We start from the raw sequence: 14,098 nt of genomic DNA on the forward strand, positions 1-14,098 counted from the left end.
TCCAGCAAACCGGTGAACCCGAATGAAACGCGCCCTTTCTTTCCTTGCCATCGTTCTGCTCGCTGCCGGTCCGGCAGCTGCTCTTGAGATGCCGAAAGGCGCCGTCATCCTGACGATTTCGGGCAAGGTTGCTCACCCAAACCTCGACGGGAAGGCCGTATTCGATCTGGACATGCTTGAGGCGCTTCAGGGCCGCACCGCCACGATGGAAACGCCCTGGACAGAAGGCAAGGTCCAGTTTGCCGGCCCCTTGCTGCGTGCTGTCCTGACGGCGGCCGGCGTTGAGGGCCAGACGATGACGGTGAAGGCCCTCAATGGCTACACGGCCGAGGTTCCGGTCAGCGACGCTTATGACATGGAGACGATATTGGCCACCCGGCTTGCCGGCAAGCCGATGTCTGTGCGCGAAAAAGGGCCATTGATGCTGGTCTATCCGTTTGATCTGGATGCCAGCCTGTACAACGAGCGGTATTTCTCGCGATCTGTTTGGCAGATCCAGTCGATCGAGGTTGCGCCTTGACCGGATTTGGACGCGTCACATCCGAAATCATGAAGGGTGCGGGCAAGACCACGGTCATCCTGCAGGTGCTGTCGACCATCCTGTTGATCGTGCTGATCATGCTGTTCTCGGATATCTCCAACCGTTTCCGCTATCTTCATGACGGTATCCGCGAAAATGCGGTCTGGTCGGTCTATCAGCTGGATCGCGAAGCCCGCGCCCTCGACTACAGCCTTGCCGAACTGCGCCGCGTCCATAGTGAACAGGATCGCCGCTTCGATGATCTGGCGCTTCGCTATGATATCCTCTATTCGCGCACCAAGCTGGTCCGCGAGTCGCGCTTCAGTGCTTATTTTGCAGCCGATCCGACGATCAAAATCCATCTGGCGGAGATCGAGCGGCAGGTTTACGGCATGCAGTCCGTCTTCGACGGCTTTGTGAACGGCGCGAGACCGACCGAGGCCGATCTGGAAGCGATCGATCAGGAATTGGCTGTTTTGTCGAAAAAGACCGAACAGTTGCTGATCCTGACCAATGCCAGGGTCAGCGACGAGCGCACCGAGGTGCGCGGCATGGTGCTGGATCTGGAGCGGACGTCGGCGATCATGCTCGGCCTCCTGATGATCTCGGTCATTTTCCTGGTCGTCACCCTGCGGCGCCAGCTGAAGTCGGTGCGCCAGGCCGGCCTCCGGGTCGAAGCCATGGCCCGGGAGCTGTCGGACGCCTATGATGCCGCCGACGCCGGCAACCGTGCCAAGTCGCAGTTCATGGCGACCATGGGCCACGAGATCCGCACGCCGCTCAATGCCATTCTCGGCATGGCCGAACTGCTCGAATATGCGGAACTGCCCGATGACGCCGTCTCCAGCGTCAAGACCATCCGCTCGTCGGGAGAGGCTCTGCTGGAAGTCATCAACGAGATTCTCGATTTCTCCAAGATCGAACATGGCAAGCTGGAACTTGAAGAGCGCGCCGTAGACATATCAAGCCTTGCCGAAAGCACGATCAGCATCATCCGGGGCCGAGCCGAAGATCACGGCAATGCGATCATTCTGGATATCCCGGGATCGCTGCATGCGCTGTACGTGCGCACCGATCCGACGAGGCTGCGCCAGGTCATGCTCAACCTGCTCAGCAATGCGGTGAAATTCACCCAGAACGGCACAGTCACCTTGCGGCTGCGCGAGTTTTATCGCGGCAGCGCTCTGATGCTGCGTTTCGAGGTGGAGGATACCGGTATCGGCATTGATGAAGCCGGTCTTGAACGCTTGTTCAAGCCGTTCTCGCAGGTCGATGCCAGCATCAGCCGCAAATATGGCGGCACCGGGCTAGGCCTCACCATCTGCAAGCAGATCGTCGAAAAGCTCGGCGGCGAACTCGGCATGAGCAGCACAGTCGGCGTCGGCAGTATCTTCTGGTTCGAGTTGCCGGTCATGGCCGCCGGCAAGGAAGACGTTCGACATCAGGCCGGCCTCCACGAAATGTCGGCCCACTTCCCGCAACTGCGCATCCTCGTCGTCGAGGACAATCAGGTCAACCGGCAGGTCGCGACGCGGTTCCTGGACAAGCTTGGCCAGACCGTCGAGATCGCCTGCAACGGTGCCGAAGCCGTGGCGCTGACCGAGACCGAGGCCTTCGACTTGATCCTGATGGACATGCAGATGCCCGTGATGGACGGCATCGAGGCCACGCGTCGGATCATCGAGGGCGGTGGCCCATCGGCCTTGACCCCGATCATCGCCATGACCGCCAATGCCTCCGATGATGATCGCCGGCGCTGCCTGGCGGCGGGAATGGTCGGCTTTGAATCGAAGCCGGTCACCATGGGCCGACTGCGCAGCGTCATCGTCTCCTTTGCGCCAACCGGTGCCGATCCGTCGTGGGAGCCTGAGCAGACCATGGAACTGAATGCGTTTTCCAATCTCGACCTGAGCGGAGATCTGGCGCTTGCCGGCGACCATCCCTTCCATCCGTCCGCAAATGGCATCGCCGGGGTCGACGAAGCGCGTTATCTGGAATTGGTGGAAGCGCTCGGCGAAGACGTCTATCGCGAGTTGATCGAGTCTTTCTTCGACGATGCCACCTCGCTTCTGGCGGATCTGCACACAGCCCTTGCCAGCGAAAGAGGCTCGGATATCGACCGCGTCCTGCACACGATCAAGGGCGCGGCGATCAATGTCGGATTGAGCGATATCGCTGTGAAGGCTGATGCTCTGCGCGATCAGGAGCCGACGACGGCCGATGTCGACATGCTGTCGGATGAAATCGAAACATTGAAATTGAAACTGGTAGCCTGAGCGCTGCGGAGGTGTTTTATGCGTATTTTGCTGGTCGATGACAACAATACCAACCTCAAGCTTCTGACCAAACTGGTCAAGAAGCTGGACAATTGCGAAGCCGTCGCGTTTTCGACGCCGGAGGCTGTGCTGTCGGCCCTGCCGGACCTTGATTTCGATATTGCCATTATCGACTATCAGATGCCGGTCTATAACGGCGTCGAGCTTTTCACCGAGATCGTCCGGTTCGAGAAATATGCCAATGTGCCAGTGGTCTTCGTGACCGCCGACAAGGACATGACGACCCGCATGGCGGCACTCAACGCCGGCGCCATCGACTTCCTGACCAAGCCGGTCAATCCCGTCGAATTCCAGGCCCGCGTCCAGAACATCGTCAGCCTGACGGTCGCCCGTCGGCAATTGTCGGATCAGGCCGAGTGGCTGCGCCGCGAGGTCGACAAGGCCGTTGGCGAATTGCGCATGCGCGAACAGGAGATCATCCACCGGCTGACGCTGGCCGCCGAGTACAAGGACCCCGAAACCGCCCGTCATACCCTTCGGGTCGCCTGTTACTCGGAAGCTATTGCGCGGGAAATGGGCCTGTCCGAGCAGGAATGCACTGACATTCGCCTTGCAGCTCCGATGCACGACATCGGCAAGGTGGCGATGCCGGATAAAGTGCTGCTCAAGCAGGGCCGGTTGACGGAGGCCGAATATCGCCAGATGCAGGCCCATGCCCAGATTGGCAGTGATATTCTCTCCCGCTCCCATTCCTCGCTGCTGCAACTGGCCTCCGAAATTGCCGCCAGCCACCACGAGCGCTGGGACGGGCAGGGCTATCCCAACCGCCTGAGCGGCGACACCATTCCGATCTCCGGCCGGATCGTCTGCATTGCCGACAATTTCGATGCCCTGACGACGGAGCGGCCCTATAAGGCGGCCTGGTCCTACGACAAGACGGTCGAGCATATTCTCGGCCGTGCCGGCACGCAGTTCGATCCCCTGTGCGTGGCCGCCTTCGAGCGGGCCCTGCCGCAGATCCGCGACATCATGGAAACGGACCGACGCGAACAGGCCCAGGAAGCCGCCCTTCGCGCCGCGGCCCTCGATGTCGGAAAGATCGCGATGGCCCGCTAGTCGAGAGGCACCAACCGTTCAGGGCGGTTTTGCGTCTGAACTGGAAGAAATGCGGAAATCGGTCGGCGGCGATTTTCCTGGCCGACGGAAAGTGATATCGACGGCGCAGTTCTGTGCAGCCCGGAGACCTTGAGCCATGCCGTCGATCACCATCCGCCGCCCCGATGACTGGCATCTGCATCTGCGTGACGGCGCGATGATGGAGGGCGTGATCGAAGATACCAGCCGGCATTTTGCCCGCGCCATCATCATGCCCAATCTCGTGCCGCCGGTCGTCACCACGGCGGATGCCAAGGCCTATCGGGATCGCATCATGGCGGCGCTTCCGGCGGGTGATCGCTTCGAGCCGCTGATGACGCTTTATCTGACCGAGCACACCAGCCCGGACGATGTCGAGGCCGGCAAGGCAAGCGGTCTGATCACCGCCGTCAAACTCTATCCGGCCGGCGCCACGACCAATTCCCACGGCGGCGTGCGCGATATGGACAAGGCGATGCCGGTGCTGGAGCGCATGGCGAAGATCGGTCTGCCGCTCTGCGTGCATGGCGAGGTGACGACGCCAGAGGTCGACATATTCGACCGCGAGGCGGTGTTCATCGAGACGGTGCTGGATCCCTTGCGCCAGCGTCTGCCCGAGCTGAAGGTGACGATGGAGCATGTCACCACCAGCAATGGCATCGACTATATCAAGTCGGCGCAGAAGAACCTGGCCGGATCGATTACCACCCATCACCTGATCATCAACCGCAACGCCATCCTGGTCGGCGGCATCAGGCCGCATTATTATTGCCTGCCGGTCGCCAAGCGCGAAAGCCATCGCCTCGCCCTGCGCGCCGCAGCCACATCCGGCGATCCCCGCTTCTTCCTCGGCACCGATTCGGCGCCCCATGTCGATCCGCTCAAGGAATGCGCCTGCGGCTGCGCTGGCATCTATACCTCGATCAACACCATGAGCTGCCTCGCCCATGTCTTCGAGCAGGACAATGCGCTGGATAAGCTGGAAGCTTTCACCTCGCTCAACGGCCCGGCCTGGTATGGGCTCGAACCGAATGACGAGACGATCACACTGGTGAAGCGCGAGACGCCGGTGAGCTTCCCGGCAAAGATCGAAACCGGCGCCGGTCCGGTCACGGTTTTCGATCCGATGTTCGATCTGTTGTGGGACGTCGCCTGAGGGCAGGCGAAGCGATGCCTGGGCTTTCACGCAATACGCGAGAGCCCGGCATCAGTTTTTGTCGTGGATCGCGATTGGCCAGTTCGGCCTTGACGTCCATGGTGCAGGCCTCCGCCAACCCGAGCAATCCGCAAAAAAACCGGCGCTTGCGGGAAGCGCCGGTCTCAAGCTCTGCATCGGTAGGATGTGCCTGTTTCAGAGGCTGGTGCCGCTCATCAGCTGCGGCCACAGGCCGGTAATGCCGATCAGGATCAGGTAGATCGCCACCACGTAGTTCAGCAGGCGCGGCATCACCAGGATGAGGATGCCGGCAAGCAGCGCGATCAGCGGCTGGATGGTAACCATAGTCAACATAGCAAATTCTCCTATCAGGCGGCGTTGTCGTCAACGGCCGGTGCGGTTGCGGGTTTCATGCGCGCCTTGTCGAAAGCGGCGCGCAGTTCCTGTTCCTTGGACGAGTCCAGGTTGGTGCGGATGATGTTGCCGCCGTGCCCGCTCAGCCGGTCGATGACCTTGTCGGATGCGGCGCGTTCGGCCATGATGAAAAGGGCGGCCTGGCCCGGCTGCAGGATGCCGGCCACGTCCTTCATGAAGCTGTCGTTGATGCCGTAGTCGGTGAGCGCCCCGGCCAAGGCGCCCGCCCCGGCGCCGGCAGCAACGCCGATCAGCGGGTTGAAGAACAGGATGCCGGCCAGCAGGCCCCAGAAGGCACCGGCGCTGGCGCCGAAGCCCCACATCGGCACCATCTGGTGCAGCTTGATCTGGCCCTTGTCGTCGGCCTCGGCAATGACCGCGTCCTGGATCTCGACGAGATATTCCTTCGACAGCTGGTAGAGCGTTAGACGTGCCGCTTCTGCTGCCTGGTTGTTCGGATAACCGATCACGATCAGTTCTGACATCGATGGCTCCTTGAGGTCGTTTGATCTGCAATACATGTGGGGTGCTATTCGGCCCGGGAAAGACGCCGCGCCGGTTAAATCTTCGTCATCTTCGGAAACGGCTGTTTATCTGCTGACAATCGGTGCCGGACGCTGGCAAGAGCCGCTGCGAGCTGCTATCTGCCCCTTTCGGATGCCGTAACGCGACAGGAGCCGAAATGATCCAGACCCCCTTCACCGAACCCACCGTCATGGCCGAACTGCTTGCCAAGATGCTCTGGGAGATCAAAGCGGTCCATTTCAACGCCGCGGAACCCTACAAGCTATCGTCGGGCATGCGCAGCCCGGTCTATATCGATTGCCGCAAGCTGCTCTCCTATCCGCGCGTCCGCTCGGCGGTCATGGATTTTGCCGCGGCCACCCTGCTGCGCAATGCCGGCTTCGAGCAGTTCGACTGCATCGCCGGCGGCGAGACGGCCGGCATTCCGTTTGCAGCCCTCCTGGCTGATCGCTTGGCATTGCCGATGATCTATGTGCGCAAGGCGCCGAAAGGCCACGGCCGCAATGCCCAGATCGAGGGCCATATGCCGGAAGGCGCGCGAGTGCTGGTCATCGAGGACCTGACAACGGCCGGCGGCAGCATGTTCACGTTCATCGATGCCATCCGCGCTGCCGGCGGTATTGTCGATCACGGCATTGCGCTGTTCTTCTACGGAATCTTCCCCGAAGCCCTCCAGCGCTTCGACGACGGCAAGGTGAAGCTCCACTACATCGCCACCTGGCGCAACGTCTTGGCCGTGGCCCGCGAGCAAAAACTGTTCGACGACAAGACCCTGTCGGAAGTCGAGGCCTTCCTCGATGCGCCGCTCGCCTGGTCGGGCCGCAATGGTGGGGTTTCCTCGCTCGGCTGAGCAAATGCTCAACTGTCGCACTGGAATTCGGGCGCGACTTGGTTTAAATCGATTGAAACGGAAGACTGGGAGGTCGAGATGATCCTGTGTTGCGGCGAAGCGCTGATCGACATGTTGCCACGCGAAACCACGCTCGGCGAGCGGGCCTTTTCGCCCTATGCTGGCGGCGCGATCTTCAACACGGCGATTGCGCTGGGCCGCCTCGGCATCGACACCGGCTTCTTCACCGGCCTTTCCGACGACATGCTGGGCGACATCCTGCGCGACACGCTGAAATCTTCGGGCGTCGACTTCAGCTATTGCGCCACGCTGGCGCGCCCCTGCACCATCGCCTTGGTCAAGCTGACCAACGGCCAGGCGTCCTACGCCTTCTATGACGAGAACACCGCGGGCCGCATGATCACCGAGTCCGATCTGCCTGATCTCGACGACAGCTGCGAGGCGCTGCATTTCGGTGCGATCAGCCTGATCCCGGAACCCTGCGGCTCGACCTACGAGGCGCTGATGACGCGCGAGCACAAGACCCGCGTGATTTCGCTCGACCCCAACATCCGCCCCGGCTTCATCAAGGACAAGGCGGCCCACCAGGCGCGCATCGCCCGCATGGCGGATATGTCCGACATCCTGAAATTCTCCGACGAAGACCTCGACTGGTTCGATCTTCCGGGCACCCAGGACGAACGCGCCGCCTACTGGCTGACGCGCGGTGCCAAGCTCGTGGTGCTGACCAAGGGCGCGGAGGGTGCCACCGCCTACACCGCGAATTTCAAGGTTTCGGTGCCGTCGAACAAGGTCGAGGTGGTCGACACCGTCGGCGCCGGCGACACGTTTGATGCCGGCATTCTCGCCTCGCTGAAACATCAGGGATTGCTGACCAAGGACAAGGTCGCGACGCTGTCGGAAGAGGCGGTGCGCGAGGCGCTGACGGTGGGCGCGAAGGCTGCAGCGGTGACCGTATCGCGGGCCGGGGCCAACCCGCCGACGGCGGCGGAGATCGGGTTCTGAACTCACGAGTTTAAAGCGTAGCTCGCAACCGTTGGATAGCTTCTGCCACTGATATCCCGCTGATCGGCGGTGGAGTGGTACGTTCGCAGAACTCCCGCCAGACGAATAAGGTCAGCTCCGCGCCATCTGTTTGCGTGGTGTCGGTTCCATCGGCAAAGGTCGTCAGGAGGCGATATCGCTCGTCCTGCCAGAACAAGGCTTCTACCCAGTCGCAGATGGGGATCACATGGAAATGCAGAGGGTAGCCGGGGCTGTGGCCGTAGCGACCGATATAAACCCGTTGTGCGGCCACGGTTTTCTGCACGGCCGCCTGGACACGACTCAGCAGCGATCCAAATTCCGCTAGCGCATCGTGGGAAAGAGCGGCAAGCTCGGTCGTCGACTGCTTCGTACTGACGATAAGATAGCCAGGGAGAGCGCAATCCATACGCTGATTAACTGACCAGTGTTCCGTCTCGAAAATCCGAAATTCCGCAGAGATATTCACTCGCGGTCTAAATCCCCGCTGCTCGCAGCGCGTCCACCAGCCCGGCCGTTGACCCATCCTGGCCCTCGGTTCCGACCTTGCCTTCCACGACCGGCAGCAGGCCTGTCGCCAATTCCTTGCCGAGTTCCACGCCCCACTGGTCGAACGAGTTGATGCGGAACAGCACGCCCTCAACGAAGACGCGATGTTCGTAAAGCGCGATCAGCCGGCCGAGTGCAAAGGGGGTCAGCTGGTTATAGACGAAGGTGATCGACGGGCGGTTGCCGGTAAAGACCCGGTGCGGCGCAATGAAATCGGCCTGGCCGTCGGCCATGCCCTTCGACGTCAGCTGCGCCTTGGCTTCTTCCAGCGTGCGGCCCTTCATCAGGGCGGCCGACTGCGCCAGGCAATTGGCGATCAGCAAGTCGTGCTGGTGGCGCAGGTCCGGCTCAAAGCCATTGGCGGCGATCATGAACTCGGTCGGGATGATGCTCGTGCCCTGGTGGATCAACTGGTAGAAGGCGTGCTGGCCATTGGTGCCGGGCTCACCCCACACAACCGGGCCGGAATTGCCCTCGACCGGCGTGCCGTCCACCGTCACGCCCTTGCCGTTCGATTCCATGTCGAGCTGCTGCAGATAGGCTGCAAAGCGCGACAGGCGTTGGTCATAGGGCAGGATGGCCCGGGTGGCGTAGTCCAGGACGTTGCGGTGGTAGAAGCCGATCAGGCCGAGCAGCATCGGCAGGTTCTGGCGGAAGGGCGCAGTGCGGAAATGGTTGTCCATCGCATGGCCGCCGTCGAGAAACTGATCGAAATTGTCCATGCCGACGGCAATCATCACCGGCAGGCCGATCGCCGACCAGATCGAATAGCGACCTCCCACCCAGTCCCAGAATCCGAAGATGCGATCGGACGGGATACCGAAACTTTCGACCTTGTCGAGGGCGGTGGAGACGGCGGCAAAATGCTGGCCAACGGCCTCTTCGCCAAGCGCCTCGGCGATGAAGCGCCGCGCCGTCTGGGCATTGGTCATGGTCTCGATGGTCGTGAAGGTCTTCGAGGCGACGATGAACAGCGAGGTTTCCGGGTCAAGTAGCTTCAGCGTATCGCTGATATGGGCGCCATCGATATTGGAGACATAGTGCAGGCGCGGTCCGTCATGAAACGGCGCCAGCGCCAGCGTCACCATGGCCGGCCCGAGATCCGAGCCGCCGATGCCAATATTGACGACATCGGTGATCTGCTGGCCGGTCGAACCAAGGATCGTGCCCTGACGGATGCCTTCGGAAAAGGCGCCCATGGCATGCAGCACGCCATTGATATCCGGCATGACATTGCGGCCATCGACCACGACAGGCGTATTGGCACGGTTGCGCAGCGCCGTGTGCAGAACGGCGCGGCCTTCGGTAAAGTTGATCGCTTCGCCTGCAAACATCGCCTCGCGCTTGGCAACCACCCCGCCCTTGTCGCAGAGCTGTTCCAACAGGTCCATGACCGGTTCGTTGACGGCGCATTTGGAATAATCCATCAGCAGATCGTCGGCTCTGGCGCTGAACCGCTCGAACCGGTGGCTGTCGCCGGTAAACGCGGCACGGATATCCGTGGCTTCGGTCCTGGCGGCGGTCTCTTTGAGTTGGGTGACGATGGCCTGCATGGCGCGCTTCCTCCGATCCGGTGACGGTGGGGGAAACTAGTCGCTTCGGTCCCTGCAAATCAACTGGCAAAGGACAAAAAAGGGTCGGCGGGCCATTCTTCTGCAAATGGCCCGCTGGCGGCTGGCTAGCCGCGCAGGTCCTTGCGCAGGATCTTGCCGACATTGGATTTCGGCAGTTCGGTGCGGAATTCCACGAAGCGTGGACGCTTGTAATTGGTCAGATTGGTCGCGCAATGGGCCTTTACATCGGCCTCGGTCAGATCAGGGTCTTTCTTGACGACAAATAGCTTCACCGCCTCGCCGGAATGGGGATCCGGAACGCCGATCGCGGCACATTCGAGGATGCCGGGATGCATGGCGGCGACTTCCTCGATTTCGTTGGGATAGACGTTGAAACCGGACACCAGGATCATGTCCTTCTTGCGGTCGACGATCTTCACATAGCCATGCTCGTCCATCAGGCCCATGTCGCCGGACCGGAAGAAGCCGTCGGAGCTGATGGACTTTGCCGTCTCCTCTGGTCGGTTCCAGTAGCCGGCCATGACCTGCGGGCCGCGAATGCAGATTTCACCGACCTCGCCCAGCGCCAGGGTCTTGCCGTCCTCGTCGCGGATTTCGATGTCGGTCGAGGAGATCGGCAGGCCGATCGATCCGGTGAATTCCTTGGTGTCCAGCCGGTTGGCGGTGGCAACGGGCGATGTTTCCGAAAGGCCATAGCCTTCGGTGATCGGGCATCCTGTCATCGCATACCAACGCTCGGCCACCGGCCGCTGCACCGCCATGCCGCCGCCGAAAACCAGCAGAAGCGCCGAATGGTCTGTCTTCTTGAAGTCCTCGTTGTTCATCAGCGCATTGAACAGCGTGTTGAGGCCCGGAAAGACATGCACCTTGTATGTCTGCAATTCCTTGACGAAAGCGGGAATGTCGCGCGGATTGGCGATCAGGATATTGTGGCTGCCGGTCGCAACCCCCATCAGCGAATTCACCGTCAGAGCGAAGATATGGTAGAGCGGCAGCGCGCAGGCAAAGTTGAGGACGTCAGGCCGCGGCTTGTTCACGAAGGCCGAATCCAGCCAGATTGCCATCTGCTCTTTGTTCGACAACAGGTTCGAATGGGTGAGCACCGCCCCCTTGGAGACACCTGTCGTGCCACCGGTATATTGCAGGAAGGCGATGTCGGCCGGCGTCACGTCGACAGGTCGGATTGCCTGGCCGGCGCCGTCCGCCAGCACTTGGCGAAAGCTGCGGGCAGACGGAATAGACCAGGCCGGCACGAGCTTCTTCACCTTGCGGACGATGAAATTGACCATATGGCCCTTGAGGCCCAGCATGTCGCCCATGGTCGCGACGACCACATGGCGAACCTCGGTGCGGGCCAGCACCTGTTCGACCGTGTGTGCGAAATTCTCCAGAACGAAGATGGCCTTGGCGCCGGCATCCTTCAGCTGGTGCTCCAGCTCGCGCGGTGTATAGAGCGGGTTGACGTTGACGACCACCATGCCGACCCGCAGGATGGCATAGACGATGACGGGATTCTGCAGGATATTGGGCAACATCACCGCCACCCGGTCCCCCTTGGCAAGACCCTGCGCCTGCAGCCAGGCGGCAATCTTGCGCGACTGGGTTTCCAGCTCGCGGAAACTCATGGCCCGTCCCATGCTGGAAAAGGCGGTACGATTGGCAAATTTTGCGCAGCTGTCTTCAAACAGCGCGCCAAGCGAGGAATGGTGAAGCGGAGGCAGTTCCGCGGGAATCGTCTCGGGATAGGACGACAGCCATATCTTCTCGGAGGCTCGGCCACTGGTGCGACCAGACAATTCCATCATGCTCTTCTCCCTATGTTCCGGCTGCAACACGATGCCGTCCTCCCGACATGCATGAAGCCCTCCTCGAAGCCGAACTAACCTCAGATTATGTCTTTACTCGTTTGATACAAGTGGCAATAGCTCTAACTAACCTTAACGTAAACGTCAATAATTGGTGTCCTGTCAAAGGTGCGGAGATCGGGTCCTGTCGGCTGCCGGGCAGGCTTTTGGCGGCACCAAAATGACGTCGGGCTCCGGATCGGCGACTGCCGACGGCGCGCGTATGCGTTGGCGACCGCCTCCTAAACCGGTGTGTTCGGAACCTTTCCCGTCCCCGCTCGTTTTCTAGATGTGACTTTACGAGGAAACACAAAAAAGGAGATGCCCAATGTTGCATCAGAACAATGCCAGCGGACAGAACCCCAACGTTCATGAAACCCGGGCCCTGATTGCCAGCGACAAGGTCGAAGGCACCAAGGTTTACGGTTCGGACGGCAAGCATATCGGTTCGATCGAACGGATCATCCTTGAAAAGCGTGGCGGTCGCGTATCCTACGCCGTCCTGAGCTTCGGCGGTTTTCTCGGTATGGGCCACGACCATTACCCGCTTCCCTGGGAAAAGCTGAGCTACGATGAAGACCTCGATGGCTATCGCATCGATCTGACAAAGGCCGAGGTTGAAAACGCTCCGCGTTTCACCAACGAAAACGAGACCGATTGGTATCGTGATAACGGCCGCAAGGTGTACGATTACTACGGTATCCCCCCGTACTGGATGTAATCGTCAAATGGGAAGGGCTGCGCCATGCGCAGCCCTTCTTTTCCATCAGGTGACGCTCGGTTCGAGCGCATCCATCGATCCCGCTCTCAGGTGATGTTCATGTCCACGAACCGCCGATGATGGTGCGCCTGAATGATCGGCTGCCCTGTAGTGAAGCCATGGACATCCCCAAAATGCCGCCCATCGACAGGTCACGCCTGCGCCGATCTCTCGGCCGCTGCGGGTTTTGACAGACCGGATGGGTCCAATGGCGTTTCGATTTCGGGGATAAAAAAGACAACTGCTTGCCCAAAGAGACCGGAATGATCCACGTCGGTCGCGGCCCATCCCCCTTGTCGGGGCACCACGTCGCCCTTATGACTTGGCGCCAGGGATAACAACGGAAGCGATTTCATGACGGATACGCCCATTCTTGTCGTCGGTGGCGCTGGCTATATCGGCTCGCACACCTGCCTGGAACTGTCGAAGCGCGGCTTCCTGCCGATTGTTTACGACAATCTGTCGAACGGCCACGGCGAATTCGTCAAATGGGGACCCCTGGAACGTGGCGATATTCGCGACCGCGAAAGGCTGGACGAGGTGATGCGCGCCTATCAGCCTGCGGCCATTCTGCATTTTGCGGCGCTGATCGAGGTGGGGGAATCCGTCAAGGATCCGATTTCCTTCTATGACAACAACGTCATCGGTTCCCTGACACTGCTGTCGGCGGCTCAGGCCGCCGGCATCAAGGCCTTCGTGTTTTCCTCGACCTGCGCCACCTATGGCCTCCCGGACATGGTGCCGATTGACGAGCAGCACCGCCAGGCACCGATCAACCCTTATGGCCGCACCAAATGGATCGTCGAGCAGGCGCTTAAGGATTACGACCAGTATAACCAGTTCCGCTCGGTCATCCTGCGCTATTTCAATGCGGCCGGCGCCGATTTCGATTGCCGTGTCGGCGAATGGCATACGCCGGAGACCCACGCCATCCCGCTGGCGATCGATGCAGGGCTTGGCAGGCGCCAGGGCTTCAAAGTCTTCGGTAGCGACTATGAAACGCGCGACGGCACCTGCGTGCGCGACTACATCCATGTGCTGGATCTGGCCGATGCCCATGTCCGTGCGGTCGAATATCTGTTGAACGACGGCCCGTCCGTCGAGCTGAATCTGGGCACCGGCACCGGGACGACGGTCAAGGAACTGCTGTCGGCCATCGAGGATGTTTCGGGCCGCCCGTTCCCCGTCGAATATATCGGCCGTCGCGAGGGCGATTCCCATACGCTGGTGGCCAACAATGACAAGGCGCGCGATGTGCTTGGCTGGGTTCCCCGCTACGAGCTGAAGGATATTATCGAGTCGGCCTGGAAGTGGCATTCCACGTCCAACCTCTTGCGCTGATCGCAGAGTTTCAGGGCATTGTCTTCCGCGCCGCGGCCGCACAGGCGGGCAAGCGCGTCCAGATCGTCATCGGGCTGGGAAAGCCCTTTGCAACCATCCCTCCCGTTCCGCGTTTACCTCGCATTGAAGCAA

At 60.8% G+C, this 14,098-nt stretch carries 13 protein-coding genes; 8 read left to right on the top strand and 5 right to left on the bottom strand.

Annotated features, from left to right (window positions below):
- Positions 1–22: 22 nt before the first annotated feature.
- The 4 genes from HGO38_RS04030 to pyrC all read left to right on the top strand — a co-directional run bounded on the left by HGO38_RS04030 (position 23) and on the right by pyrC (position 5,086).
- On the top strand, positions 23–520 hold the full coding sequence (locus HGO38_RS04030; protein ID WP_250954644.1) for a putative pterin-binding protein: 498 nt from the start codon (positions 23–25) through the stop codon (positions 518–520).
- Positions 517–2,796 carry an ATP-binding protein gene (locus HGO38_RS04035; protein WP_250954645.1) on the top strand — a complete coding sequence of 760 codons (2,280 nt, stop codon included), beginning with the start codon at positions 517–519 and terminating at the stop codon, positions 2,794–2,796. The genes HGO38_RS04030 and HGO38_RS04035 overlap by 4 nt, the downstream gene beginning before the upstream one ends.
- A gap of 18 nt (positions 2,797–2,814) precedes the next feature.
- Positions 2,815–3,912 (top strand): HD-GYP domain-containing protein, encoded by a 1,098-nt coding sequence (locus HGO38_RS04040; protein WP_250954646.1) that lies wholly within the window; start codon positions 2,815–2,817, stop codon positions 3,910–3,912.
- Between the two features lie 136 nt (positions 3,913–4,048).
- The gene (gene pyrC, locus HGO38_RS04045) at positions 4,049–5,086 is read left to right on the top strand and encodes a dihydroorotase (protein ID WP_250954647.1); all 1,038 of its coding nucleotides are present in this window, start codon (positions 4,049–4,051) and stop codon (positions 5,084–5,086) included.
- Between the two features lie 195 nt (positions 5,087–5,281).
- On the opposite strand, the gene HGO38_RS04050 is transcribed toward pyrC, so the two are convergent.
- Together HGO38_RS04050 and HGO38_RS04055 are read right to left on the bottom strand one after the other, a co-directional pair.
- Positions 5,282–5,440, bottom strand: coding sequence for a DUF3096 domain-containing protein (locus HGO38_RS04050; protein ID WP_250954648.1), 159 nt, complete (start codon positions 5,438–5,440; stop codon positions 5,282–5,284).
- 14 nt (positions 5,441–5,454) lie between these two features.
- Complete coding sequence (locus HGO38_RS04055) at positions 5,455–5,985, bottom strand: DUF1269 domain-containing protein (RefSeq protein WP_250954649.1); 531 nt, start codon at positions 5,983–5,985, stop codon at positions 5,455–5,457.
- A gap of 197 nt (positions 5,986–6,182) precedes the next feature.
- Here HGO38_RS04055 and HGO38_RS04060 point away from each other — a divergent pair, with 197 nt between their 5' ends.
- On the top strand, positions 6,183–6,875 hold the full coding sequence (locus tag HGO38_RS04060; protein WP_250954650.1) for an orotate phosphoribosyltransferase: 693 nt from the start codon (positions 6,183–6,185) through the stop codon (positions 6,873–6,875).
- A 78-nt stretch (positions 6,876–6,953) separates the two neighbouring features.
- Positions 6,954–7,880, top strand: coding sequence for a carbohydrate kinase family protein (locus HGO38_RS04065; protein ID WP_250954651.1), 927 nt, complete (start codon positions 6,954–6,956; stop codon positions 7,878–7,880).
- A gap of 10 nt (positions 7,881–7,890) precedes the next feature.
- Here HGO38_RS04065 and HGO38_RS04070 read toward each other — a convergent pair whose 3' ends face one another.
- The 3 genes from HGO38_RS04070 to HGO38_RS04080 form a co-directional block, all read right to left on the bottom strand.
- The gene (locus HGO38_RS04070; protein WP_352230458.1) at positions 7,891–8,367 is read right to left on the bottom strand and encodes an HIT family protein; all 477 of its coding nucleotides are present in this window, start codon (positions 8,365–8,367) and stop codon (positions 7,891–7,893) included.
- A 7-nt stretch (positions 8,368–8,374) separates the two neighbouring features.
- Positions 8,375–10,000: a glucose-6-phosphate isomerase gene (gene pgi / locus HGO38_RS04075; protein WP_250954652.1), complete on the bottom strand. Its 1,626-nt coding sequence runs from the start codon at positions 9,998–10,000 to the stop codon at positions 8,375–8,377.
- A gap of 125 nt (positions 10,001–10,125) precedes the next feature.
- Positions 10,126–11,826 (bottom strand): long-chain fatty acid--CoA ligase, encoded by a 1,701-nt coding sequence (locus HGO38_RS04080; protein ID WP_250954653.1) that lies wholly within the window; start codon positions 11,824–11,826, stop codon positions 10,126–10,128.
- 367 nt (positions 11,827–12,193) lie between these two features.
- On the opposite strand from HGO38_RS04080, the gene HGO38_RS04085 reads away from it, so the two are divergent.
- On the top strand, positions 12,194–12,586 hold the full coding sequence (locus HGO38_RS04085) for a PRC-barrel domain-containing protein (protein WP_250954654.1): 393 nt from the start codon (positions 12,194–12,196) through the stop codon (positions 12,584–12,586).
- Between the two features lie 393 nt (positions 12,587–12,979).
- Positions 12,980–13,966 carry a UDP-glucose 4-epimerase GalE gene (gene galE, locus HGO38_RS04090; protein WP_250954655.1) on the top strand — a complete coding sequence of 329 codons (987 nt, stop codon included), beginning with the start codon at positions 12,980–12,982 and terminating at the stop codon, positions 13,964–13,966.
- Positions 13,967–14,098: the final 132 nt, after the last annotated feature.

Origin of the sequence: Rhizobium sp. CG5, assembly GCF_023701945.1 — a bacterium.
Classification (GTDB): Bacteria; Pseudomonadota; Alphaproteobacteria; order Rhizobiales; family Rhizobiaceae; genus Allorhizobium.